Origin of the sequence: Polynucleobacter alcilacus (genome assembly GCF_018881545.1) — a bacterium.
In the GTDB taxonomy this organism is placed as follows: Bacteria; Pseudomonadota; Gammaproteobacteria; order Burkholderiales; family Burkholderiaceae; genus Polynucleobacter; species Polynucleobacter alcilacus.
This window is the reverse complement of the sequence record NZ_JACVQD010000001.1, coordinates 360,707-386,569: the sequence shown is the minus strand read 5'-3', so window position 1 is coordinate 386,569 and position 25,863 is coordinate 360,707. Positions and strand designations below refer to the sequence as shown.

The 25,863-nt window shown below is 45.0% G+C and carries 24 protein-coding genes and 1 pseudogene; 19 read left to right on the top strand and 6 right to left on the bottom strand.

Annotated features, from left to right (window positions below; genetic code table 11):
- Positions 1-6: 6 nt before the first annotated feature.
- The 9 genes from ICN45_RS01990 to mnmH all read left to right on the top strand — a co-directional run bounded on the left by ICN45_RS01990 (position 7) and on the right by mnmH (position 5,799).
- Positions 7-447, top strand: a complete 441-nt coding sequence (locus tag ICN45_RS01990; protein ID WP_216172462.1) for a DsrE family protein — start codon at positions 7-9, stop codon at positions 445-447.
- Positions 448-509: 62 nt separating this feature from the next.
- The gene (locus ICN45_RS01985) at positions 510-1,433 is read left to right on the top strand and encodes an MBL fold metallo-hydrolase (protein ID WP_255531051.1); all 924 of its coding nucleotides are present in this window, start codon (positions 510-512) and stop codon (positions 1,431-1,433) included.
- Positions 1,434-1,491: 58 nt separating this feature from the next.
- On the top strand, positions 1,492-1,809 hold the full coding sequence (locus tag ICN45_RS01980) for a c-type cytochrome (protein ID WP_255531050.1): 318 nt from the start codon (positions 1,492-1,494) through the stop codon (positions 1,807-1,809).
- Between the two features lie 20 nt (positions 1,810-1,829).
- Entirely contained in the window at positions 1,830-2,951 is a 1,122-nt protein-coding gene (locus tag ICN45_RS01975; RefSeq protein ID WP_216172458.1) for a YeeE/YedE family protein, read from the top strand.
- Between the two features lie 49 nt (positions 2,952-3,000).
- Positions 3,001-3,438 carry a YeeE/YedE family protein gene (locus ICN45_RS01970; RefSeq protein ID WP_216172456.1) on the top strand — a complete coding sequence of 146 codons (438 nt, stop codon included), beginning with the start codon at positions 3,001-3,003 and terminating at the stop codon, positions 3,436-3,438.
- Position 3,439: 1 nt separating this feature from the next.
- Positions 3,440-3,886 carry a YeeE/YedE family protein gene (locus ICN45_RS01965; protein WP_216172454.1) on the top strand — a complete coding sequence of 149 codons (447 nt, stop codon included), beginning with the start codon at positions 3,440-3,442 and terminating at the stop codon, positions 3,884-3,886.
- A gap of 53 nt (positions 3,887-3,939) precedes the next feature.
- Entirely contained in the window at positions 3,940-4,284 is a 345-nt protein-coding gene (locus ICN45_RS01960; RefSeq protein WP_216172452.1) for a protein tyrosine phosphatase family protein, read from the top strand.
- A gap of 13 nt (positions 4,285-4,297) precedes the next feature.
- Entirely contained in the window at positions 4,298-4,720 is a 423-nt protein-coding gene (locus ICN45_RS01955) for an acyl-CoA thioesterase (RefSeq protein ID WP_216172450.1), read from the top strand.
- Between the two features lie 5 nt (positions 4,721-4,725).
- Positions 4,726-5,799, top strand: coding sequence for a tRNA 2-selenouridine(34) synthase MnmH (gene mnmH, locus ICN45_RS01950; protein ID WP_216172448.1), 1,074 nt, complete (start codon positions 4,726-4,728; stop codon positions 5,797-5,799).
- Between the two features lies 1 nt (position 5,800).
- On the opposite strand, the gene ICN45_RS01945 is transcribed toward mnmH, so the two are convergent.
- Positions 5,801-6,979: an acyl-CoA dehydrogenase gene (locus ICN45_RS01945; RefSeq protein WP_216172446.1), complete on the bottom strand. Its 1,179-nt coding sequence runs from the start codon at positions 6,977-6,979 to the stop codon at positions 5,801-5,803.
- Between the two features lie 93 nt (positions 6,980-7,072).
- On the opposite strand from ICN45_RS01945, the gene ICN45_RS01940 reads away from it, so the two are divergent.
- The 3 genes from ICN45_RS01940 (at position 7,073) to ICN45_RS10395 (ending at position 11,222) form a co-directional block, all read left to right on the top strand.
- Complete coding sequence (locus ICN45_RS01940; protein WP_216172444.1) at positions 7,073-7,783, top strand: queuosine precursor transporter; 711 nt, start codon at positions 7,073-7,075, stop codon at positions 7,781-7,783.
- 95 nt (positions 7,784-7,878) lie between these two features.
- Complete coding sequence (locus ICN45_RS01935) at positions 7,879-9,486, top strand: ABC-F family ATPase (RefSeq protein ID WP_216172442.1); 1,608 nt, start codon at positions 7,879-7,881, stop codon at positions 9,484-9,486.
- 320 nt (positions 9,487-9,806) lie between these two features.
- A complete protein-coding gene (locus ICN45_RS10395; protein WP_255531049.1) occupies positions 9,807-11,222 on the top strand; it encodes a hypothetical protein in 1,416 nt (471 codons plus the stop codon).
- Positions 11,223-11,680: 458 nt separating this feature from the next.
- On the opposite strand, the pseudogene ICN45_RS10500 reads toward ICN45_RS10395, so the two are convergent.
- Positions 11,681-11,920 (bottom strand): annotated as a pseudogene (locus ICN45_RS10500) (filamentous hemagglutinin N-terminal domain-containing protein); the annotation flags it as partial.
- A 311-nt stretch (positions 11,921-12,231) separates the two neighbouring features.
- Between ICN45_RS10500 and ICN45_RS01925 the strand changes: the two are divergent.
- The gene (locus ICN45_RS01925; protein WP_216172440.1) at positions 12,232-13,941 is read left to right on the top strand and encodes a ShlB/FhaC/HecB family hemolysin secretion/activation protein; all 1,710 of its coding nucleotides are present in this window, start codon (positions 12,232-12,234) and stop codon (positions 13,939-13,941) included.
- A gap of 34 nt (positions 13,942-13,975) precedes the next feature.
- Positions 13,976-15,268, top strand: coding sequence for an isoprenylcysteine carboxylmethyltransferase family protein (locus tag ICN45_RS01920; RefSeq protein ID WP_216172439.1), 1,293 nt, complete (start codon positions 13,976-13,978; stop codon positions 15,266-15,268).
- Positions 15,269-15,547: 279 nt separating this feature from the next.
- Here the strand turns inward: ICN45_RS01920 and ICN45_RS01915 are convergent, their stop codons facing one another.
- The 4 genes from ICN45_RS01915 to ICN45_RS01900 are packed head-to-tail and all read right to left on the bottom strand — an operon-like array spanning position 15,548 to position 19,048.
- Positions 15,548-15,817, bottom strand: coding sequence for a DUF1289 domain-containing protein (locus tag ICN45_RS01915; protein ID WP_216172437.1), 270 nt, complete (start codon positions 15,815-15,817; stop codon positions 15,548-15,550).
- The gene (locus ICN45_RS01910) at positions 15,814-16,986 is read right to left on the bottom strand and encodes a GNAT family N-acetyltransferase (RefSeq protein WP_216172435.1); all 1,173 of its coding nucleotides are present in this window, start codon (positions 16,984-16,986) and stop codon (positions 15,814-15,816) included. The genes ICN45_RS01915 and ICN45_RS01910 overlap by 4 nt, the downstream gene beginning before the upstream one ends.
- 2 nt (positions 16,987-16,988) lie before the next feature.
- The gene (gene gloA / locus ICN45_RS01905) at positions 16,989-17,375 is read right to left on the bottom strand and encodes a lactoylglutathione lyase (protein ID WP_216172433.1); all 387 of its coding nucleotides are present in this window, start codon (positions 17,373-17,375) and stop codon (positions 16,989-16,991) included.
- Positions 17,376-17,377: 2 nt separating this feature from the next.
- The gene (locus ICN45_RS01900; RefSeq protein WP_216172431.1) at positions 17,378-19,048 is read right to left on the bottom strand and encodes an electron transfer flavoprotein-ubiquinone oxidoreductase; all 1,671 of its coding nucleotides are present in this window, start codon (positions 19,046-19,048) and stop codon (positions 17,378-17,380) included.
- Positions 19,049-19,206: 158 nt separating this feature from the next.
- On the opposite strand from ICN45_RS01900, the gene ICN45_RS01895 reads away from it, so the two are divergent.
- The 5 genes from ICN45_RS01895 to ICN45_RS01875 are packed head-to-tail and all read left to right on the top strand — an operon-like array spanning position 19,207 to position 25,845.
- Positions 19,207-19,905 (top strand): CoA transferase subunit A, encoded by a 699-nt coding sequence (locus ICN45_RS01895; RefSeq protein WP_216172429.1) that lies wholly within the window; start codon positions 19,207-19,209, stop codon positions 19,903-19,905.
- Positions 19,906-19,922: 17 nt separating this feature from the next.
- Positions 19,923-20,573 (top strand): CoA transferase subunit B, encoded by a 651-nt coding sequence (locus tag ICN45_RS01890; protein ID WP_216172427.1) that lies wholly within the window; start codon positions 19,923-19,925, stop codon positions 20,571-20,573.
- A 36-nt stretch (positions 20,574-20,609) separates the two neighbouring features.
- Positions 20,610-22,469 (top strand): alpha/beta fold hydrolase, encoded by a 1,860-nt coding sequence (locus tag ICN45_RS10495; protein WP_369411454.1) that lies wholly within the window; start codon positions 20,610-20,612, stop codon positions 22,467-22,469.
- Between the two features lie 16 nt (positions 22,470-22,485).
- A complete protein-coding gene (locus tag ICN45_RS01880; protein ID WP_216172425.1) occupies positions 22,486-24,534 on the top strand; it encodes a RelA/SpoT family protein in 2,049 nt (682 codons plus the stop codon).
- Between the two features lie 57 nt (positions 24,535-24,591).
- Positions 24,592-25,845: an MFS transporter gene (locus ICN45_RS01875; RefSeq protein ID WP_216172423.1), complete on the top strand. Its 1,254-nt coding sequence runs from the start codon at positions 24,592-24,594 to the stop codon at positions 25,843-25,845.
- The last annotated feature ends 18 nt before the right edge of the window (positions 25,846-25,863 follow it).

Below are 25,863 nucleotides of genomic sequence, written 5' to 3'. Positions count from 1 at the left end.
ATCAGCATGAAAAAACTACTTTCTATCATTACCGTTGTTGCGGCCATTACATTTGGGTTTTGCTCTGCTGCTTCAGCTCAATCTACTGGCAATACCAAAGTGGTTTATCACATTGATGATGCAGAAACTCAGGGTCTAAAAGGCCTGCGCAATATTCGTAACCATTTGGATACTTCTCCCAACACCATCATTATTGTTGTGACTCATGCAAATGGTGTTGATGTGCTGATGGAAGGCGCCAAGGATAAGAAAAATAATGTGGAATATGCGCCATTAGTTGGAGCCCTCAAATCGCGTGGAGTGCGTTTTGAAGTTTGTGAAATTACTTTACAGAATCGCAATCTCAAGAAAGATCAATTCACCTTAGATGCGGATTTCACACCATCAGGGGTAGTGCGTGTGGCGGACCTGCAATATAAAGATGGCTTTGCTTACATTAAGCCTTAAGCAATCAAATGCATACTTATAAGGCTAGCAGCCCTTATCTACAGTGTTCAATAGGGATCCTCATGGGATCCTTTCTCTTTTTTACTGCAGCTTACGGGCAGAAAGCAAACACGGTCGACACCATTCAATTAAATCCAGTGCAGGTGGCACCCCACACGTATTTTGTCCAAGGCCTTCCAGAAATGGGGAGTAGCGCTAATCAAAACTTCATCTCTAATGCGGGCTTTGTGGTCACTCCAAGTGGAGTGGTGGTGGTAGATGCTTTGGGCTCGCCCATTCTGGCAAAAAAACTCATTGCGGAGATCAAGAAAGTTAGCAATCAAAAAGTCGTAGCGCTCATTGTGAGTCATTACCATGCTGATCACGTTTATGGTTTGCAAGAATTTAAAAAAATTGGCGCTAAGATTTATGCGCAAGGGGAAGGTAGAAACTACCTTTCTTCAGAAACAGCTAAGCAACGTTTAATTGCCTCGAGAATTGATTTTGCTCCATGGGTAAGCGCCGACACAAAGCTGATTTCAGCGGATGTATGGATTGATCAAAAACTCAAACTATCTATTGGCGGGGTGGATTTCTTCATTAGTCGTGTAGGGCCTGCGCATGCGCCTGAAGATTTAATGGTTTATGTACCCTCAGAAAAAGTACTCTTTGCTGGAGATTTGGTATTTAGAGGGCGGATACCATTCGTAGGTAATGCCGACAGCAAAGGCTGGTTAATCGCTTTGGATGCAATTGAAAAACTCAATCCCAAGATTGTGATTCCAGGTCATGGCAATTATTCGCTTCAGCCCATTACAGATATTGCCTTCACCAGAAATTACCTCAACTATTTGCGGCAGTCGATGTCTGCGGCAGCCATTAATATGGATCCTTTTGAAGAGGCCTATAAACAAGCGGATTGGTCAGAATACGAAGGAATGCCACTGTTTGGGGCGGCTAACCGTATGAATGCCTATAACGTCTACCTGTCGATCCAGTCTGAATAGGGCAATTTTGGTCATTGGGCCTTAAAATAGACGATTAATGCTAAATCCTTGATTTGTAATGAAAATGATTTTTATTCGATTGATCCCTGCAATTGCCTTGAGCGCGCTGATGTGTGCCCCAGCTTTTGCTGCCCCGGATTTGGCTAACGGTAAAACCATTGACCAGCAGAAATGTTATGCCTGCCATGCCAAGAAAACGGGCTTTGGAAATGGTGACATGATTTATACACGCAGTGATAGCAAGGTGAAATCAGTCGCCAACTTAAAGAGGATGGTTGGCATCTGCAATACCGAACTTCGCTTAGATTTATTTCCAGAAGATGAAGCAGATGTTGTGGCTTATCTCAATCAGCAGTTTTATAAATTCAAACCTTAATTTTTCAAAATACAGTCGCTATGGATGTTGTGGATATTCATTCTTTAAGTAGGTCAGTTCTCTGGGCTACCTTTGCCATTACTTTTGTACTTGGCGCCGTCATGCAAAAAACGGGCTTTTGCACGATGGGTGCCGTTTCGGATGTATTCATCATGTCTAGCTGGGGTCGCTTAAGACAGTGGTTCTTAGCGATTGGGGTTGCTATTATTGGCTTTACTTTAATGTCTTATCTTGGCTTGATAGATCCACTGAAAAGTATCTATACCGGCAATAAGTTTTTATGGCTCTCAAGTATTGTTGGGAGCGTGTTATTTGGTTTTGGTATGGTCTTGGCCTCAGGATGCGGTAGTAAAACTTTGGTTCGCATTGGTGGCGGTAATCTCAAATCGATTATTGTGTTTATGGTTCTAGGCTTAACTGCGTATATGACAATGCGCGGCTTTCTGGGTGTGATTCGAATCAATACGCTTGATACTGTCTTTATTGCCTTCAGTACCCCACAAGATTTACCCAGTCTGCTTAGTGGTCCATTAGGTATGGCGCGTGCTAATTTACATCTTGTTTTGGGCTTGATGATTGGTTTTGTATTTGTTGCCTACGCCTTGGCTAGCAAAGCATTTTGGACTGCTGAAAATTTAATTGCTGGCATCGTAGTTGGTTTGGCTATTTGTGCCGTATGGTGGGTATCTGGAAGTCTGGGTTATGTGGCAGAAGATCCTAATACCTTGGAAGAAGTATTCTTGGTGACCAATTCAGGTCGCATGGAAAGTCTATCGTTTGTTGCACCCTATGCTTACTCCTTAGATTGGCTCATGATGTATAGCGATACTTCTAAAGTGTTAACTGTGGGAATTGTTGCAGTACTCGGCATGATCCTGGGTTCAACTGTAGTTGCCTTATTAACCAAAACGTTCCGCTGGGAATCTTTCCGCAATACCGAAGACACTGCAAATCATCTACTTGGTGCAGCCTTGATGGGCTTTGGTGGCGTGACTGCCTTAGGCTGTACAGTAGGGCAAGGTTTAAGTGGCATTTCCACACTAGCTCTTGGATCACTAATAGCCTTGCCTGGATTTATTTTTGGAGCATATGCCGGGATGCGCTATTTGCAATACCGCCTTGCCCCGAATCCCTGTAGTTAATCGTGTAGTTAAGCCTACAGTTAATCATCAATAGATTGGAAACCAAGTAATGCACATTGACTGGATTTCTTTTACACCAGTACCCTCACTACTTGGCGGAATGATTTTGGGAGTGGCAGCAGCGCTTTACGTATTACTACATGGCCGCATTTTGGGTATTAGCGGAATTGTTTCTGGTTTGCTCCATCCAAAATTGACGGACACGGCATGGCGCCTTTCCTTAGTTCTGGGTTTAATCACGGCACCTTTTTTGGGAGCATTATTTTTTGGTATTTTCCCCATTGTGGAAATTGATTCGAGTTGGTTGGCAATTGGGATTGCCGGTCTCCTAGTCGGCTTTGGTGCGCAATATGGCTCAGGTTGCACTAGCGGTCATGGCATTTGTGGTTTATCACGGCTCTCTCCTAGATCACTGGTGGCCACCCTCGCTTTTATGAGCGCGGGTTTCATCATGGTCTTTGTGCTACGTCACTTGATTGGGGTCTAAGATGAAAAAGCATTTTGGCCTCCTTAGTCAGTACGCTATTGGTGTCCTGTTTGGCTGGGGACTCATTATTTCTGGGATGAGCAATCCCCAAAAGGTATTAGGCTTTCTGGATATCACTGGACTCTGGGATCCTTCCTTGATGTTTGTGATGCTAGGCGCAGTCCTCGTGGGCCTGGGTGGTTTCTATGTGGCGAACACAAGATCTGAGGCCTTTTTTGGGGGCGTCCTGCATATTCCGACTAGAAGGGATATCACTAAACCCTTGATTATTGGTAGCCTGATATTTGGGGCAGGTTGGGGTATTGCCGGTTTTTGTCCCGGTCCAGTGCTGGTGGCGCTTGGGGCAGGTCATCTCAAGGCTATGGTATTTGTTATTGCTATGCTAGCCGGCATGGAGCTCTGTGAGCGCTTCTTTTCAAAGCACAAGAACAAGCCAACTCAGGTCTGAACAAGCCTGATTTAGAATCAAGCCTATTGCATATATTCAATGTAGAGGGTTTCATGAGTCTTCCTATTAGTTGCCATACCGCCCAGTTCGGTACTCTTGGTCAGATCGATCACACCCATTTGGCAGAAATTGCCCAGCAAGGCTACAAAAGCGTGATTAATAATCGCCCTGATGGCGAGGGTGGTCCCGATCAACCCAGTAATGCATCGATTCAGGCAGAAGCAGAAAAGCTTGGTCTAAATTACGCCTATTTACCAGTATTGCCTGGTGCCTTCACTCCAGCGCAGGTTCAAGAAATGGCACGTCTCTTAGAGACGATGCCTGGTCCGATCTTGGCATTCTGTCGTTCTGGTGCTCGCTCAACCAACTTATATCAACTTGCCTTGCAACTTGGCTAACGCGTTTAATTAGATGCGCATCACTATTCCAGAAGAGCGCAAGCTTGTACATGAAGTCATCATGCCGATTCGGTGGGGTGATATGGATGCATACGGTCACGTGAATAACACGGTTTACTTTCGGTACATGGAGCAGGCGCGAGTTGATTGGATTCATTCGCTGGGATATCAGGTTGCTCCAGAGGGTGAGTCAGTGATCATGATCAATGCCTTTTGCAATTTCTTTGTGCAACTAACTTATCCAGGCGATCTTATTATCAAAACATTTGTTGGCACAATTGGTAGAACGAGTATGGATGTATTTCACACCATGACCCTAACTTCTGCGCCTGATATCTTGGCTGCGGATGGTGGCACTACTCTGGTGTGGGTGGACATAAACACAAGTCAGTCTGTACCTTGGCCTGAGGATATCTTGCAAAAGGTGCGCGCGTAAACGGCATGCAACCCAGCAATCCGCACATCTTAAAGCTGGATCAATTTCTTTCTGCGCTGGATGAGTTTGATCTCGTCATTGACGTGAGATCACCTGCCGAGTTTGCTTTAGATCATATTCCAGGTGCAGTGAATTTCCCCGTTCTTAGTAATGAGGAGCGTATTCAGATTGGAACTTTGTATAAACAGGTTTCTCCATTTGCGGCTAAAAAGCTTGGCGCAGCATTGGTCTCTCGCAATATCGCTACCCATCTTGAAAAGAATTTATTAGATCTGCCACGAGAATGGCGACCGCTGATTTATTGTTGGCGTGGTGGTGAGCGTAGTGGGGCATTTACCCATATTCTGAATCGCATCGGTTGGAAGGCGCTGCAACTGGAGGCTGGTTATCAAGGCTTTCGACGCACGGTGATTGATGGCTTAGAACAAGATGCGAGTGCTTTCTCATTCCAGGTCATCTGCGGTATGACTGGCAGTGGCAAAACGAGAGTGCTACAAGAAATTGGCGCACTAGGTGCACAGATACTGGATCTAGAGGGCTTAGCAGTGCATCGCGGCTCTGTTCTAGGGAATGAGCCGAACATTGAGCAACCCTCTCAAAAAGGCTTTGAAACTGCCTTGTGGAATGCCTTACGCAAACTTCACCCCTCCAAGCTAGTCTTTGTGGAGTCCGAGAGTAAAAAGGTGGGAGGGCTTCATATACCCGATGCCTTGATGGAAAAAATCCGTAATGGTTCTTGTATCGAATTGAGATCAAGTACACAAACCAGAGTGTCTTGGCTCATTCGTGAGTATCACCACTTCTTAAGCGATACCAATAATTTCAAGCGCAAGTTAGCTTTACTGACTGCCCATTATGGAAAAGCACAAATGAACAAATGGAATGAAGCGATTGATGCAGGCAACTTTCCAGAGTTGGTAGAGGAGCTGTTAGTGAAACACTACGACCCATCCTATCAATCGTCAATCGTACGAAATTTTCCCCAATACAAAATAGACCATTTTGTGCAACTAGAAAATGACAGTGATCAGGCCTTTGCTAAAGCTGCAAAGGCCATCGTGGCAAAGCTAAAAGATTAGATTAGCTAAACGCCTGAATACCGGTTTGCGCACGACCAAGAATCAAAGCATGAATATCGTGCGTGCCTTCATAGGTATTGACTACCTCTAAGTTGAGCATGTGACGTATCACACCATACTCATCAGAGATCCCGTTACCACCATGCATATCTCGCGCCATCCGAGCGATATCTAGGGACTTACCGCAGGAGTTGCGTTTCATGATGGAGGTAATTTCTGGAGCTGCAATCCCTTCATCTTTCATACGCCCTAAGCGCAAGCAGCCTTGCAAACCAAGAGCGATTTCAGTTTGCATATCCGCCAATTTTTTCTGAATCAGTTGATTGGCAGCCAAAGGTTTATCAAACTGTTTACGATCCATAGTGTATTGACGCGCTGCATACCAACACCACTCAGCTGCACCAAGCGTACCCCAGGCAATGCCATAGCGCGCAGAGTTCAAGCAAGTGAATGGGCCTTTGAGGCCAGTCACTTCGGGGAATTCATTTTCAGCAGGCACAAACACTTCATCCATCACGATCTCACCAGTGATAGAGGCGCGTAAACCCATCTTGCCGCTGATCTTAGGGGCGCTTAAACCTTTCATCCCCTTTTCCAGAATGAAGCCACGAATGACGCCTTCATCATTTTTTGCCCAAACTACAAAGACATCGGCAATCGGGGAGTTTGAGATCCACATCTTGGAGCCCGTTAAAGAAAATCCGCCAGGCACTTTCTTGGCACGGGTGATCATGCCGCCAGCATCAGAACCATAGTTGGGTTCAGTTAAACCAAAGCAACCAATCCACTCTCCAGTAGCTAATTTCGGCAGATACTTTTGTTTTTGCGCTTCGCTACCAAATTCATTGATAGGTACCATTACTAAGGAGGATTGCACACTCATCATGGAACGATATCCAGAATCTACGCGTTCGATTTCACGAGCGATAAGACCGTATGAAACATAGTTCAAATTGGCGCCGCCATATTGCTCAGGGATAGTAATACCTAAGAGGCCAAGCTCACCCATTTCACGGAAGATCGCTGGATCGGTAGTTTCATTGCGGAATGCTTCAAGAACACGCGGCATCAGGCGACCTTGGGCATATTCAGCCGCAGCATCCCGAATCATGCGCTCCTCTTCTGACAATTGAGTATCGAGAAGTAGGGGGTCTGCCCAATTGAAACTGGCTTTGCTCATTTGCTTGGTCATCCTATTATTGGTTTAGCCTGCTTCCTGCGAATTTTCAGGAATGCAGATATTCTTATTTCTATTATCCATTTTTCCAAGCTTATGGACTCACCTAGACGACACCACCGCTTCTATGACCTGATTTTGACGGCCTTCGTGGTGGTTTTGCTTTGCTCCAACTTTATTGGCGCGGGCAAGGCGGCAGTGATTGATCTGCCTTACTTTGGTACGGTGCCATTTGGCGGCGGTATCTTGTTCTTCCCCATTGCCTACTTCTTTGGAGACATTCTGACTGAGGTGTATGGTTATGCCTATGATCGCCGTGCGGTCTGGGCTGGCTTTGCCGCTCTGGCCTTTGCAGCGATCATGGCGCAGATTGTGATTGCCTTGCCGATTGCTCCTGGTGCATACATGGAGAACTATCAGCACGGCCTAGAAACCGTTTTTGGTAACTCCTGGCGCATTGCCTTGGCCTCCATGTTTTCTTTTTGGTGTGGCAGCTTAATTAACAGCTATGTACTTGCCAAAATGAAAATTTGGACTGAAGGGCGCCATTTATGGATGCGCACGATAGGTTCAACTGCGGTAGGTGAGTTGGTGGATTCGTCTTTGTTTTATATGCTGGCTTTTTATGGCATCTGGCCAACCCATGAGCTTATTCAGGTAGCTATGGCGCAGTATGTCCTAAAGACTTCCTGGGAAGTTCTGGCTACACCGCTGACTTATTGGGTCGTGAATTTCCTCAAGCGCAAGGAAAATGAGGATTATTACGATATCCATACGAATTTCACCCCATTCAGGGTCAAAGTCTGAATTAGACCTTTGCATCCTGAACCCGTTAAAATAACGGTCTTTGCCCCCAAAAAGGGTATCTGTTGAATTGAATTTCAGAAAGCTAGAAACCATCCGTGTTGTCCGCATCTAATATCACCATGCAGTTTGGGGCGAAACCCCTGTTTGAAAACATTTCCGTCAAGTTCGGCGGCGGTAATCGTTATGGCCTGATTGGCGCAAACGGTTGCGGTAAATCCACCTTCATGAAAATCTTAGGTGGTGAGCTAGAGCCAACCAGTGGCAACGTGAGCCTGGACCCAGGCGTTCGTTTGGGTAAGTTGCGCCAAGATCAATTTGCTTATGAAGATGTGCGCGTACTTGATGTGGTGATGATGGGCCACGAAGAGATGTGGAAGGCTGCTGCTGAACGCGATGCGATCTACGCTAATGCAGATGCTACAGATGAAGATTACATGAAGGCTGCTGAGTTAGAAGGTAAGTATGCCGAGTACGGCGGCTATACCGCTGAAGCTAAAGCAGGTGAGTTGTTGTTGGGGATTGGTATTCCAATTGAGCAACACAATGGCCCGATGAGTAATGTTGCCCCGGGCTGGAAATTACGTGTTTTGCTAGCGCAAGCCTTGTTCTCTGATCCAGATGTACTGCTTCTGGATGAGCCAACCAATAACTTGGATATTCATTCGATTCATTGGCTTGAAGATATTCTGAATGACATTAAGAGCACCATCGTCATTATTTCCCATGATCGCCACTTCCTCAATGAAGTCTGTACGCATATGGCGGATATGGACTTTGGAACTTTGAAGGTCTATCCCGGAAACTACGACTCGTATATGTTGGCATCCGTGCAGGCACGAACACAACAACTCAGTTCTAACGTGAAGGCCAAAGAAAAAATTGCTGAGTTACAGGCTTTCGTGGCCCGCTTCTCTGCAAATGCTTCAAAAGCGCGTCAAGCCACTTCACGCCAACGTCAATTAGAGAAGATCGAGATTGTTGAAGTAAAGCCTTCTTCACGTCAAAACCCCTTTATTCGTTTTGATACAGAGAAAAAACTGCACAACATGGCAGTAGAGTGCAATGGACTGACTAAATCCTATGACCGAGTAATTTTCAAAAACTTTAAGCTTGGCGTTCGCGCTGGCGAAAAGATTGCCATTATTGGTCAAAACGGCGCTGGCAAAACTACTCTGTTGAACTCTATTCTCAGTAAACGTTTTGAAGGTATTGCGGTTGATAGCGGTGATGTGAAGTGGGCCGAGAATGCCAAGGTTGGCGTAATGCCCCAGGACAATACCGAGATGTTCGCTAAAGACGAATTACTCATGGATTGGATGAACTGGTGGCGCAATACTGGCGATGACGATCAATCCATCCGCGGCACTTTAGGTCGCCTATTGTTTTCGGGCGATGACATTGGTAAATCAGTCAAAGTATTATCTGGTGGCGAAAAGGGCCGAATGATTTGGGGCAAGCTCATGCTCCAAAAATACAATGTGCTTGCAATGGACGAGCCAACCAATCACATGGACATGGAATCGATTGAAAGTTTACAGATTGCCCTTGAGAAATTCGATGGCACCTTAATTTTCGTATCCCATGACCGTGAGTTTGTCTCTGCTTTGGCCAATCGCATCTTAGAAGTGAAGATGGATGGTACGGTTGTAGATTACTCTGGTACTTATGAAGAGTATTTGCGTAGCCAAGCCATTACTGGCTAAGTTAAGTAGTTTTTATCTTATAGTGGTGATTGCTTACTGTGGCCGCTATCGGCCAATTAGAGCCATTTAAAATCTCAGTACCCCCCCTTCCGCCAAGTCAATAGGTATTACAAGAGTTTTTAGCGATACAACACCCTTGTTACCAAAAGTGTTACCAAAGCCATCCTAAGGGGTCGCTTTTCTTTGGGGGGAAAGATATTCATCAAGCACGCGATTTCATGTCTTTAATAACTTACCTTCTGGGTCCTGCGCAGTTATTAATTAAAACTCCAGTTCGATCTATGAATAATGTGCAGACCTGAGAGCCCCTAGCATTGGAGGTGTCGCCCGAAGATGAGCCTGAAGTACTAGAACCTGAAGTGCTTGATCCCGAAGTGCTAGAACCTGAATTTCCCGAAGTGCTAGAACCTGAAGTACTTGAACCGGAAGTGCTAGAACCGGAAGTGCTTGAGCCTGAAGTACTAGAGCCTGAAGTACTTGAACCTGAATTTCCCGAAGTGCTAGAACCGGAAGTACTAGAACCTGAAGTACTTGAGCCTGAAGTGCTAGAACCTGAAGTGCTAGAGCCTGAAGTACTTGATCCGGAAGTACTTGAACCGGAAGTACTAGAACCTGAAGTGCTAGAGCCTGAAGTACTTGATCCGGAAGTACTTGAGCCTGAAGTACTAGAACCTGAAGTGCTTGATCCCGAAGTGCTAGAACCTGAAGTACTAGAACCTGAATTTCCCGAAGTGCTAGAACCTGAAGTGCTAGAGCCTGAAGTACTTGATCCGGAAGTACTTGAGCCTGAAGTACTAGAACCTGAAGTGCTAGAACCTGAAGTACTTGAACCTGAAGTTGAGCTTGAAGTACTTGAACCGGAAGTACTAGAACCTGAAGTGCTAGAGCCTGAAGTACTTGATCCGGAAGTACTTGAGCCTGAAGTACTAGAACCTGAAGTGCTTGATCCCGAAGTGCTAGAACCTGAAGTACTTGAACCTGAATTTCCCGAAGTGCTAGAACCTGAAGTGCTAGAGCCTGAAGTACTTGATCCGGAAGTACTTGAGCCTGAAGTACTAGAACCTGAATTTCCCGAAGTGCTAGAACCTGAAGTGCTTGAGCCTGAAGTACTTGATCCGGAAGTTGAGCCTGAAGTACTTGAACCGGAAGTACTTGAACCGGAAGTGCTAGAGCCTGAAGTGCTTGATCCCGAAGTGCTAGAACTCGACTTACCGCTAGAACTTGATTCACCACTTGAGCTGGACTTACCACTAGAGCTGGACTTACCACTAGAGCTAGATTCACCACTAGAACTCGACTTACCGCTTGAGCTGGACTTACCACTAGAGCTAGATTCACCACTAGAACTCGACTTACCGCTAGAGCTAGATTCACCACTAGAACTCGACTTACCGCTTGAGCTGGACTTACCGCTAGAGCTTGATTCACCACTTGAGCTAGACTTACCACTAGAGCTAGACTTACCACTAGAGCTAGATTCACCACTAGAACTCGACTTACCACTGGAACTGGATTCACCATCCGAACTCTTTGACTTCACACTAGGTTTGCTGGACTTAACGACAGAGCTATTTGATTTAACAGTAGAGCTCGATGGTGAAGTACTTGAATTCGAGTTCGGGGTACTGTCGGAACTAGGCTTACCACCCGGATTTGAACCTGGTAAACCCTCCGGTTCTGATTTAGATAAAGCTAAGGAAATTTCTCCAAATTTACTAATCAGACTATTGGCGTGAACTAGTCCTCCATTATTAATGGTTGAGGAAAAGATTTGATTAGCAGCTGGAGTTGAAAAAATAATGGTTCGATCGTCTACTGGAATGCCCCTACGATCATTAATCATCTGAGTCAAAGTTGCTTTATCTACATTAACTCCAATCAGTTGACTTTGTCTGAATACCAATGAAAAGGACTCTCCGTTATCCGAAGTGACGCGATTCATTGGTCCTACACGCGCAACAATTGCTCCATTATTTGTCACTTGCGGACCAAGAAGGGCAATGTAGCCAGATGGATTGGTATTTAATAATGGCTCTGGGTTCAAATTAGTTCTAAGGGTGGTAAGTGGCGATGAGGAAAACCCGTTGCCAAAATTAAGGCCAGATAATCCTATAGTTGAGACAATAGCGCTCGCCAGGTTTGTTTGAGCTCCGCTCCCAAAAATTAAAGGATTTGGAAAGCCTGCTGTTGAAATAAGAGTGCCACCAAAGCTTACTTGAGCTCCCCTGCCAAAAGTAAATCCGTTTGGATTAAGGAGAATAACCTGGCCATTGGCATTTAATGCACCCTCGATTAAAGCTGTCCCTCCACCATTTACTCGATTAAGCAGGACCGAGTTAAAGCCTGGCTGGGCAATATTTACTCTAGCCTCTGATCCAATATTAAAACTCGTCCAATTAATACTTGCTTTAGATGAACTTTGATTGATATTCATCACCCCAGTACTTGGGTTAGAAATACTGACCGAGCCAGTAGTTACGCTTGGATTGGTTGGAAGCGTTGTAGAGGTTTGTCCATGCGCAACCCCTTGTGTCAGTGCTGTAAATATAGGGAATGCTAGTAAGAAAAAAACAGCTAGTTTGATTTTGAGAGAAATGATCAGAGAATTTTCTGAGTTAACTAGTACTAATGTCATGGGCGCTTAGGATGTGGCGTTCTATGTAATACGACATAATACTCACCAATCTTTAAATCGTATCTTAATATTTCTTTCAAAGAATAAATTAACTTAGAAATTACTTTGAAATGCGTCATTACATACTCACTGCTTTTGCACTTAGCCTAATGGTTATGGGGCATGCAGTTTTTGCCCAATCAAATGCTGGTGCTCTACAACAACAGTTAGAAAAGCAATTACCTCTTCCTAGTCCATTACCGCTACCTGAGGCGGTTAAGCCCACTGCTTCCTCGCCTCTTGAAACCAAAAAGAGTCAAGACATTAGCTTTATTTTAAATGGCGTTAACTTTGTAGGCGCAGATGTCGAGTATGTAAACGAGTTCCAAAATTTAGTGAAGCCTTGGATATCTCAAAGTGTCACGATCGCTGACTTAGACAATCTCACCAATCAAATTGTCAGAATATATCAAAGCGATGGGATTCATGTGCTGGTGACATTGCCTCCACAGGAAATTAAAAATGGCATTGTTGAAATTCTGATTACTAAATCTAAGCTCGGGAAAGTTACTGTCACTATGCCCGATGGCGAAACTCGGTTTGGAGAAAAAAGAGTTCTTGCTTATATTGAAAATACGAGTTCTATCGGCGACACAGTTAATTTGCAAAAACTTCAGCATACCTTAATGATCTTGAATGAGACCCCTGGAGTGAACGTTCAGGGGCAAATCAAACGAGGCGAAAATCCTGGCGAGACAGATTTCCAGATCAACTTAATACAACCGAAGCTATTTGAGGGTAAGGTGGATTTGAATAACTATGGCAGTGAGTACACAGGGACAAATCAAGCCTTAATGTCCTTAGTTGTTAATAATCCTCTAGGTTATGGAGATCAGACGATATTGAATGCCCTTGCTTCCCAGGGCTCTCAATATGGTCAATTAGGTTATAACTTTCCAGTGGGCTACAGCGGGCTTCGCTTCGGTTTAGGTTCATCAGTACTGACTTTTAAAGATGTTGGCGACTACGCCTATCCCAATGGTATTGGAGGAAGTGCATGGACGGTTGGAGCAAATGCCGTATATCCATTATTGAGAAGTGAGGGCGCTAATCTTAACGTAGCATTGAGCTATGACATTAAAAGCTATACCAATTATTTATTAATCAACAATCAAACCACCACCGCATACAATATCAAAGATCTTTCCTTGAGTATTTCTGGAAATATCTATGATTCTTTCTTAGGCGGAGCAACTTCTGCAGGAAATCTATCTTTCATTCTTGGCTACTTAGATAATATTTATCCCAGCGTTACTTTTGATTTAACTCCGCCAGCCAATTTTAATAAAGTGACTTTTTCGGGTAACCGAATTCAGGCTTTAAGTTCTTCTGGGGATACTTCCCTCTATATTGCAGCTTATGGACAATATGCATCTGCTAATTTAAGTGCCGCAGAGCAAATATATTTAGGTGGTCCTTATGGAGTTCGAGCCTACCCAGTAGCGCAAGGTGCTGGAGCGCAGGGCGCATTGGGAACGATTGAGTTACGCCAAAAATTACCACAGCAATTTTTAGGCTATGCATTTTTTGATACAGGAATTGTGCAGCAGTATAAAAATACATTTTTTGGATGGCAAGGCCTTACTAATGCCAATAATACGTATTCATTATCAGGTACTGGCGTTGGTATGAAGTGGATCTATCGTGACATTGTCTTGAATGCGATGGTGGCTTGGCGGGTTGGCTCAAACCCTCTCTATACACAGAATGGACAGGCTCTGAATTCTGATAGCACCAATAAAAATCCGCAGACGTGGTTTTCAGGAAGTTTTTTCTTTTAATTGATCAAGATTCAGATCTGAGTTAGTCACAATCATGCCCGCCAATAATCTTGATATTCAAAAACCAAAATCTGCTACACATGGTTTAGTGGCTCTTTCAGGTTTAGCCTTTTTCCTCTTAGGCGCAATTTTTATTAAGTTTGGCAATGATTTGGGTGGCGATATTGTTATCTGCGCTTTATTTCTAATTGCATGCCAGACAATAGGTATTTTTGTGCCGGACCTAGTGTGGCAAAAGACCTATCTTCGGGCCTCAACCGGGCTAAATTGGACAGGTTTTTCACCCAATTGGACTCGAAGCATTATTAAGATTCTTGGCTTTTGGGGCACGATAGGTCTCCTAGCATTTTTTTATTGGGTTTTTCCTGAGTACCGAGGCGGCTTTTATGAGCGGTATTTCAAAGCTTTTGAATTCATTGCCCCTTATTTAGCAATCGCTTCCATACCGTATATTTTTTTCGTTGATGGGGTAATGCGAGAACCTCATGATGGTTATTGGAATATGGGGATGATTCTCATGCTTCAATGGCATCGTGTAGATGAATTGATTTTTCGTCAGCACCTACTTTCCTGGTTGGTAAAAGGGTTCTTCATTCCTCTAATGTTTATCTACATGTGTAATGACTTAGTTAAATTCATTGCTGTTGATTTTTCAACTGTGAATTCTTTTCAGAAGTTTTGGGATTTTTCCTGGGACTTCTTATATTTTATTGATGTAGGCATGGCCACAATGGCTTATATTATGGCGTTCCGAATCCTAGATACGCAAACGCGTTCAACCGAGCCCACCATGTTTGGCTGGGTTGTTGCCTTGTGTTGTTATGAGCCTTTTTGGTCGCTCATCGGTCGTTTATTTTTGGCTTACGATACTGGATTCCCCTGGGGTGAATGGCTCTGGAATTACCCCGTTGCCTATGGAGCGTGGGGTTCGATCATATTATTTTTAACCCTTATTTACGTATGGAGTTCAGTCATTTTTGGAGGGCGTTTTTCTAATCTCACAAACCGGGGTGTGATTACAAATGGCCCATATAGCTTCACTAAACATCCTGCCTATATTGCTAAAAACCTTTCATGGTGGATGCTATCTATTCCTTTTATGGCTGGCATGAATGAGTTTGAAGTATTAAGGCATTGCCTGCTTTTATTGGGCCTTAACCTGATCTATGCTCTGCGTGCTAAAACTGAAGAGCGTCATCTGTCCGCTGATCCAGATTATGTGGCTTATGCCAATTGGATTGATCAGCACGGCATTCTTCGCTGGACTCGCCATATTCCTATTCTGAAATTCTTTGCCTATAAGCAAAATGAAATTGCAAAACTATAGATCGTAGATGCAAACAATCTTATTCATGTTGAATTTTTCATTGAGAATTTGATTTCTTAATAGTCATCTTCTCGCCATTAGTATCAAAAGCCCCTTTAAATCCTGCACAAACTCATCCATCTTATGGAGCTCTGTGGTAGAGCGCAGGTTAATTCTTATTGACTGCTTTCAGTCAATAAGAAACGCTAGGCCCAGATATATATATTCTTGGCGATTGATCTACTATAAATATCCCATTTGACTTACAGTGACCGTCGCTTAAGGGTCAATCAGAGCCACTCAAATATCAAACGATTTAGATTGTTTTGCCTGTCTTTGAAAGCGCATTGCAGTACCGTCTTCACGAATACGTTTCCACACTGAATCTTTCTCTTCCTGAGAAAAGAACACCCAGTTACTCACTTCACCTAAAGAGCGACCGCAGCCTTGACAGATTTCGTCATACAGAGTGGTGCATACGCCTATGCAGGGGGAATCTGACTCCTCATCTCCTGTGGAGAGAGAATGAGACCCATCTTGTTGATTCGTTTTGGCGCTTCCAGAATTCATAGCTGTACTGTAGTCGATTTCAGCGGACTATGCTCGGCGAGCTCATCAACATAAGCACCGATGCCTTGGTGTTCTCTATCTAAAAAGTGTTTTACTGCTTTCGAAAACTGGGGATCTGCAATGTAATGCGCCGACTGAATGGTAGTAGGTAAAAATCCCCTAGCCATCTTGTGTTCGCCTTGAGCGCCGCCTTCAAATGTCTGGATCTGATGACTAATGCAATACTCAATGGCTTGATAGTAGGCGGTTTCAAAATGCAGGCATGGCACATGCTCTATTGCACCCCAGTACCGGCCATAAACCTTAGACGTAATAGGGTCAACAACAAGGAGAGAGGCGGCAATTGGCATTTCTTCACGCTGCGCAATGATGAGATGTAAGTTATCTGGCAAGCGCTTTACCCACAGCTTTAAAAAGGCTTCATTCAAGTAGGGGTTGGAATGGTGATCTCGATAGGTATTCTCATAACACCGATAAAAGAACTCCCAATCTTGATCTGTTGATGTATTGCCAGGCACATGCCTAAACGAAATATGCTCTTTTGCTACTTTTTCGCGTTCACGCCGAATATTTTTACGCCGCTTCATGGTCAGAAAGCTTAAAAAATGTTCGAAGCTTTGGAAGTCTTGGTTATGCCAGTGAAACTGTACTGAGTCACGCAACATAAAGCCTTGTTTTTTGAAAGACTCTAGTTCTCTCGCATGTGGAAAAAGCACATGAGCAGAAGAAAGATTGTTTTGAACAACCAAGGTTTTTAATCCCTCAGCTATTTTTCCCTGTACTAAATCGGCATCACTGGATGCTGCACTTAATATACGTGAGCCTTGAACTGGGGTAAATGGAATAGCGCTGAGTGCTTTCGGGAAATATTGCATTCCTTGTTGCTCATAGGCTTGTGCCCAGGACCAGTCAAAGACAAATTCACCATAGGAATGTTGCTTGAGGTACAGCGGCATTGCGCCAAGCAATACATTCTGATCTTTGACGAGCAGGTGGGCTGCTTGCCAGCCCGTGTTCCCACCAATACAGCCAGTCTCTTCCAAAGTACTGAGAAATTCATGTTTTAAGAATGGTCCTGCATCTGACGGCAGGAGAGCATTCCATTCTTCAGCAGAGATATCACTAAGGCTATCTAGAATCTCTAAATGGTATTGCTCTGAATCTGCCACTGTTAACGCTGAATGAGTTCTATTTTGTAGTTGTCAGGATCAGTTACAAATGCAATGATGGTGTCACCACCTGCTACCGGACCCGCCTCACGTGTGACATTGCCACCCGCCGCTTTAATTTTGTCGCAGGCAGCATAGGCATCGGGAACTTCGATGGCGATATGCCCATAAGCAGTGCCTAGATCATAAGAGGAAACACCATAGTTATAGGTGAGTTCAATCTCAGATTGTCCATCGGCATTGCCCTTGCCATAGCCCACAAATGCGAGGGAGTATTTTTGTTCAGGACGTTCAGTCATGCGCAGTAAATTCATACCCAAGACCTTGGTGTAAAAATCGATGGCGCGTTGCAGATCGCCTACTCGCAACATAGTGTGAAGGATCATCATGATTACATCTCCGCGTAGTTAGGTCCGCCACCACCTTCAGGGGTGATCCAAACAATGTTTTGGGTGGGGTCTTTAATGTCACAGGTTTTGCAATGCACGCAATTTTGCGAGTTAATTTGCAAGCGTGGTTTGCCATCAGTTTCTACATACTCATAAACACCAGCAGGGCAGTAGCGTTGTTCGGGTCCTGCATAAGTTGCAAGGTTGATATCAACTGGCACTGCTGTGTTTTTCAGAGTCAAATGGCTGGGCTGATTCTCGGCATGGTTGGTATTCGAAATAAATACCGAGGAGAGTCGATCAAAGCTAATCTTGCCATCAGGCTTAGGATAATCAATGGGCTGATGTTGGGCGGCGGGTTCTAGGCACTCATGATCTGTATGCTTTAAATGCACAGTCCAAGGCATATTGCCACCTAAGAGCTTTTGTTCAATGCCAACCATGAGCGTGCCAAGGTAGAGTCCTTTGGACATCCAAGGCTTGAAGTTGCGCGCTTGATTTAATTCAGTATGTAACCAACTGTTTTGGAATGCAGCAGGGTAGGCAGATAAAACATCAGAAGAGCGATTTTCATTCAAGGCAGCAACGGCAGCTTCAGCAGCGAGCATGCCCGTCTTAATAGCAGCATGACTGCCTTTAATACGCGAAGCATTTAAGAAGCCTGCATCACAACCAATCAGTGCGCCACCCGGAAAAACCGTTTTAGGAAGACTGTTCAAACCGCCGGCAGTCAGTGCACGAGCACCATAGGCAAGGCGTTTACCCCCTGCGAAGGTTTCACGGATCTTGGGATGCAATTTAAAGCGTTGGAATTCTTCAAAAGGTGAAAGATAGGGGTTCTTATAAGAAAGACCCACTACTAAGCCAACTGCTACTTTGTTATCACCCAGGTGATACAGAAATGAACCCCCGTAGGTATCGCTTTCTAGTGGCCAGCCAGCAGTGTGGACCACCAAGCCAGGTTTGCTTTTGGAGGGCTCTACTTCCCAGAGTTCTTTAATGCCGAGACCATAGCTCTGCGGATCTGCGTCTTGGTCTAAGGCAAACTGGGCAATTAGTTGTTTGCCGAGGTGACCACGCGAACCCTCTGCAAAGAGGGTGTACTTGGCCCGCAATTCCATGCCGAGTTGGAATTGATCGCTTGGATTACCTTCTTTGTCTAAACCCATTGCGCCAGTGATTACGCCACAGACTGCACCTTGATCGTTGTACAAAATTTCTGCCGCAGGAAATCCAGGGAATATTTCAACACCAAGATTTTCTGCTTGCTGACCCAACCAGCGGGTAACGTTAGCCAAGCTCACAATGTAGTTGCCTTTATTCTTAAAGCAATGAGGCAATAGCCAGTTAGGAACTTGAAAGGAGTTTTTCGCTGTGAGAAACAAAAATTGATCTTGGGTCACTTCGGTGTAAAGCGGGGCACCCAACTCTTTCCAGTCGGGGAAAAGCTCGCTGAGTGCTTTTGGATCCATCACGGCCCCTGACAGAATATGAGCGCCAATCTCAGAACCTTTTTCAAGCACGCAGACACTGATTTCTTTACCGGAGGAGTTGGCTAATTGTTTGGCTTTAATGGCTGCTGATAGGCCGGCAGGACCACCACCCACAATGACAAGGTCATAGTCCATGGATTCTCTAGGCCCAAATTGCTCTAGCAGTTCTGCAGGGTTCATTCAAATTCTCCGGAATTTCTTAAAATATAGGCGTTTCAGCCCCCTTTAGTTTAGTTCTAATAGCTAAAAACCAAATGAGTGCCGAGACCGGCTGGGCCGGGAGGTCTGAAGCGTTATGATTACTTTCTTACCCATTTTGGCAATATTAGGACAAAGTTATGAATAAAACCTACCCATCGGCAGTAGACGCCCTGAGGGATATTTTGAAAGACGGACAAAGGCTGGCTGTTGGTGGCTTTGGTCTATGCGGTATTCCTGAAGCACTGATTCAGGCGGTCAAGGATTTAGGCGCACAGAATTTAACTGCGATTGCCAATAACGCCGGTGTAGATGGCTTTGGCTTAGGCTTGCTATTGAATTCTCGTCAAGTAAAGAAGATGGTTGCTTCTTACGTTGGTGAAAACAAAGAGTTTGAACGCCAGTATCTAGCGGGTGAGTTGGAGTTGGAGTTCACTCCTCAAGGCACCTTAGCGGAAAAATTGCGCGCGGGTGGTTGCGGCATTCCTGCTTTCTACACTAAAACAGGTGTGGGTACCTTGGTAGCCGAAGGTAAAGAAGTAAAAGAATTTGATGGTGAGAAATACATCATGGAACGTGCAATCGTTTCAGACATTTCTTTAGTAAAAGCCTGGAAAGCAGATAAATCAGGTAATTTGATTTATCGCTATACCGCACGGAATTTCAACCCAGTTGTAGCCATGGCCGGCAAGATCACCGTTGCTGAAGTAGAAGAAATTGTTGAGAACGGTCAATTGGATCCAGATCAAATTCATACGCCTGGAATTTATGTACACCGCTTAGTGCTAAATACCAGTCCAGAGAAGCGGATTGAACAGCGCACATTGACAGCAGCTTAATATTTAGAAAGATTGATATGCCTTGGACTAGAGATGAGATGGCAGCACGCGCTGCTAAAGAATTAAAAGATGGTTACTATGTGAACCTGGGGATTGGGATGCCGACTTTAGTGGCTAACCATGTACCAAAAGATATGGAAGTGTGGCTGCAGTCAGAAAATGGCTTGCTTGGAATCGGCCCCTTTCCGACTGAAGAGACAATTGATGCGGACTTGATTAATGCAGGTAAGCAAACCATTACTACATTGCCTGGCTCTTCCATTTTTTCATCTGCGGATTCATTTGGAATGATCCGCGGTGGCAAAATTGACATTGCCATCTTAGGTGCAATGCAAGTGAGTGAGTATGGTGACCTAGCCAACTGGATGATTCCAGGAAAAATGGTGAAGGGCATGGGCGGCGCAATGGATTTAGTCGCTGGCGTAAAGCATGTTGTCGTGTTGATGGAGCACGTTGCCAAAAAGAAGGACGGAACTGAAGAGCTCAAAATTTTGCCTAAGTGCACATTGCCACTGACTGGTGTAGGTGTCATCAGTCAAATTATTACGGACCTATGTGTATTGGATATCACTCGCTCGGGTTTGAATTTAGTTGAATTGGCTCCTGGCGTAACGAAAGAGGAAGTGATTGCTAAAACAGGTGCCCCTGTTGACACAACGGGTTTCTGAGCAATTTCTGCGGATGAATGAAATAATGGGACCAATATGATTGATCCCAAATCATCTTCCCAAGCTTCCACAATGAACGCGACTGATCCACATTCTTTACATGCGCACAAAAAGGGTGATGCCAAGCATGCGCACAGCAAACAAGTCTCTAATCAAAACTTACTTTTAATTGCCTTAGTTCTCACCCTGGGCTTCTCTGGGGTAGAAGGAACTGCAGCGTATTTTGCAAACTCCTTAGCGCTAATCTCCGATGCAGGGCATATGGTGACCGATGCTGCAGCCTTAGGCTTGGCTCTACTGGCCCAAATTATTTCTCGGCGTCCACCATCTGCCAAACATTCTTTTGGCTTTGGCAGGGCAGAAGCCCTAGCGGCCTTTGTTAATAGTATTGTGATGTTGGCTTTAGTGGCTTGGATTGTGTTTGAGGCAATAAGCCGCTTCTATGATCCACATAAAGTCGATGGCCTCACAGTCACTGTGGTGGCCGCCATTGGTTTATTAATGAATATTGTTGTTGCTTGGGTTTTATCGCGGGATAAAAAGAGTGTAAATACCCGTGCAGCATTAGTGCACGTCATGGGCGATCTACTGGGTTCTGTTGCTGCTTTAATTGCGGGTGTTGTGATTCAGTTCACTGGCTGGATGCCAATCGATGCCATTCTGTCGATATTAGTTTCTCTCTTAATTCTCAAATCGACCATTTCAATTTTGCGTGAGTCCTATCACTTCCTCATGGAAGGTGTGCCACTGCATATCGATTATTTGGCTGTAGGTAATGATTTGAGAGCGGTGCCAGGTGTCCTAGCAGTCCATGATCTGCACGTTTGGGAGATGACACCGAGCTTTCCGGCGCTGATAGGCCATATAGAAATTAACGAAATGCAAGATTGGCCTGCCATCATGTCTCGTATCAATACGATGCTCATCGATAAGCATGGCATTGACCATGTCACTCTGCAGCCCGAAGTATTTGGTAGTGTGGATGAGCATACGCATCAAGAGCATACCCATGATGAAGTTCGCTCACCACCAGTGATTCATCAAGGCGACACTTTTTATGTTCATTGTGCTCATGGTGATTCAACTCATCGTATGGCTTATCACACTTGGGGCGATCCCAGTAATGACAAGGTATTACTTTGTGTTCATGGTCTCACAAGACGCGGTAGCGACTTCAAGACACTTGCCGAAGCGATGTGTAAAGATTATTACGTGGTTTGCCCAGATGTCGTTGGCAGGGGCGATTCAGATCGCTTAAGTAATCCAATGCTTTATGCAGTTCCCCAATACGTTTCTGATATTGCGCAGTTGGTGAAAGCACTTGGTGTGTCACAGGTAGATTGGTTTGGTACATCGATGGGCGGTCTAATTGGTATGGTGTATGCCGCCATGCCGCATTCCCCAATTCGTAGAATGTTGCTTAATGATGTAGGCCCCAAAATTGAGCCTGAGGCCATTAAGCGCTTAAGTTCTTATGTAGGCCAACCATTTTCATTTCCCAAACGAACCGATGCCTTAAATCGCCTTAATGAAATTTGCTCCACTTTTGGCGAACACACGCCTGAGGAGTGGGAAACCTATAACGGACCCATGTTGATCGAGCGTAATGGCTTATGGGGCATGCATTACGACCCTGATATCTCGGTACCATTTGCCTCTGTGAACCCAATTATGGCCAAGGCCGGTGAAATGGCCTTGTGGCACGCTTTTAAGCAAATCAAAATTCCTATGTTGATTGTGCGCGGTGGTGTATCAGATTTACTTTCTGCAGCAACCGTTGCAGAGATGTGTAAAGTCAACCCTTATGTGCGAAGTATTGAGATTCCCAATGTGGGTCATGCGCCTGCATTTGTAAAGCAAGAACAAATTGCTTTAGCAAAAGAATTCTTCAGCTAAGTACTTTCTGTTGCCAATGGCAAACACTCCCTCATCAGAACCTGCTGTAAATAAGTCATTTAAGGAATCGACTGTTTTCGTTGATGCATGGTATGGAGAGCCACCGGAGCTGCATGCAAGTGGCGTCTTGCAAATTCTGAAGACCTTAAATTTAGATGAGACGACATTAATTGCGGCTAGTAATATTGCGCGCACGCATGGTAAAGAGGCCCTGATCAAACTGATTGGTGAAGAGCCTGCTAAGTTACTGATTGGTTATCGAGGTTTACGTCAGGCGCGCTCAAAGTTGGTTCGTCACGATGGCGGCTTAAGCGTTGCAGGTCAAGAGGAAATGCTGCGCAAGATGCTTCTGGCATTTGGTGATGATCTGCGAGTAGTGCTTATTTATCTTTCATCGCGTTTACAAACCTTACGCTGGATTACACAAGAAAAAATCGCCATGCCTTCAGCTTGGGCTGAGGAGATTCTGAATATCGATGCCTCCTTAGCCAATCGTTTGGGTATTTGGCAAATGAAATGGGAGATGGAGGACTTGGCTTTTAGAGCGATGTCTCCAGACATCTATCGTGATATTGCCAAGATGTTAGATGCGAAGAGAATCGAGCGGCAGCTATTTATTGAGCGCATTGTTTTACAACTGCAAGAAGAGTTAAAAGCAGCGCAGATCGCAGGTGAGGTTCTGGGCCGGCCTAAGCATATCTATAGCATTTGGAAAAAGATGCAGGGCAAATCACTCGACTTTGCGGATTTATACGATGTCAGGGCATTTAGAGTGCTAGTAGCTGATGTGAAGTCTTGCTATGCGGTACTGGGCATTGTGCATAACGTTTGGCAACCAGTACCACGCGAGTTTGATGATTACATTGCAAGGCCTAAGCCCAATGGCTATCAATCGCTCCATACGGTGGTCATGAATGAAGATGGCACCGCATTTGAGATCCAAGTGCGTACGCATGAAATGCATCAACAAGCAGAGTATGGTTTGGCTGCACACTGGCGCTATAAAGAGGGTGCCTATGTAGGGATGGCTACTCCACCCAATCCGACTAAGGTAAACAAACCTCAAGTCACTCATCAACAGGGAACGCATAGTGCTGACGTAGCCTACGAGCGGCAAATTGCCTGGGCAAGACAACTCATTTCCTGGAAAGAAGATGCTTGGGAGCAACTCAAACACCATGAAATAGATGATCACATCTACGTTCTTACGCCATTAGGTAAAGTGATTTCTTTGGAAAAGGGTTCTACCCCAATTGACTTTGCTTATGCCGTTCATACTAGTTTAGGGCATCGCTGTAGGGGTGCTCGGGTTGATGGTGCAATGGTAACCCTAGAAACAGCTCTGCAAAATGGCCAGACGATTGAGATCATTACAGTCAAGCATGGTGGCCCATCACGGGATTGGATTAGCCCCGATAAACACTATCTCCGCTCACAAAGGGCACGCCAAAGAGTGCGCGCTTGGTTCAATGCGCTAGATGATGAAGAAACTGGCCTTACTCACAAACCTACCGAGCACAAGCTTGAAGTAAACGCAGAAGCGAAAGTTGCCGCTCCAGAAATTGTTCTGAGAAGTAGTTCGCGTAAGGCTGCCCAAAGTGGCGATGTATTAGTAGTTGGCGTAGATTCTTTACTAACGCAGCTAGCACGTTGTTGTAGACCGGTTCCTCCGGATGCTATTGCAGGATTTGTTACTCAGGGTAGGGGAGTCTCCATTCATCGGCGCTCATGCAAAACTTTTCGGGGTCTAGTAGAGCGAGCGCCTGAGCGGGTGATTCAAACTGCTTGGACTGCCTCAGCGGCAAGTCCACTTCCTAGTGATGAGCAAAAGCGGGTATTTCCTGCGGATTTAGTAGTGAGTGGTCTGGACCGACCAGAGCTCATGAAAGAGTTATTTGAAATTCTGACGCGCCAAGGTGTGCATGTGATTGATTTGCGTAAATCTGCCAAAAAAGGGCTGACGCAGATCCTTTTAACACTTGAAGTAAAAGATTCTGAAGTGCTACGCGTAGTTCAAAATAGCCTAGAAGAGGTCAAAGGGGTCACCCAAGTGCGTCGCCGGTGATACAGTCTCGATCAATATTGCATTAATGCAGTCTCAACAAGAAATCATAGGCGCCGCATGGAATCTCTCGATCGCTCTCACATCAAAGTACTCAGCCTCTCCGCTTTGGGTGGCGTCCTTGAGTTCTATGACTTCATTATCTTTATCTATTTTGCTCATACCATTGGCGCCCTATTTTTTCCGCCTACGATGCCTGAGTGGTTGAGTCAATTACAGACCTTTTGTATTTTTGCCGCCGGTTATTTAGTCAGACCCGTCGGCGGGATTGTGATGGCGCATTTTGGCGACACCCGCGGTAGAAAGAAGATGTTTACGCTCAGCATCTTTTTGATGGCGGTGCCAACTCTGCTGATGGGTTTTGCACCAACGTATGAAGATATTGGTATTTATGCTCCGATGCTGTTGCTCTTATTTAGAATGCTACAAGGAGCCGCAATTGGTGGTGAGGTTCCCGGGGCATGGGTATTTGTTTCAGAACATGTGCCACCCAAGTACATTAGCTTTGCTTGTGCCGCATTGACCGCAGGCTTAACTGGCGGTATTTTTCTTGGGGCCATGGTGGCTTTGGCAATCAATACCTTATATACCCCAGCTGAGATATTGAGTTTTGCTTGGCGCATTCCTTTTATCGCGGGTGGCGCGTTCGGCATCGTGGCAGTCTTGCTTAGGCAGTGGTTACATGAGACCCCCGTGTTTCAGGCGATGCAAAAAAATATCCAGGGTACTGGGATTCCATTAAAACGTGTTTTGCTAGAGCATAAGCCTGCCGTAATTTTGACGGCACTGGTGAGTTGGGTCTTGGCAGCCTCTATCGTCACCATGATCTTAATCACACCAACGTTGCTACAAACCGTTTTTAAAGTCTCACCAAAACTGGCGCTCGAAGCAAATGGCTTGGCTACAGTGTGCCTCACGATGGGATGCTTAGTATTTGGTGCCTTGGCCGGAAAATTTGGCGTAGGTAAAGTAATGTTGCTGGGTTCAATTGGGCTTGTGAGCAGTGCACTTCTGCTTTACCAGCAAGTGGCTATTTCACATGACCATCTTTTTTTACTCTATGGCCTCAATGGATTTTTTGTTGGTGTGATTGCCCTAACACCCACGATTGGAGTACTTTCATTTCCTCCTGAGGTGCGTTTTTCAGGACTCTCGTTTTCTTACAACGTAACCTATGCCGTATTGGGTGGCCTCACCCCCATATTCATTAGCTTAACAATCCCTTTTACCAGCATGGCCCCAGCCTTTTACGTAGCCAGTTTAGGGGTGCTGAATTTTGGAATTGGTCTCTATCTTTTGAGAAAAAAGTTTTAAGAGACCTTTGCCATTACA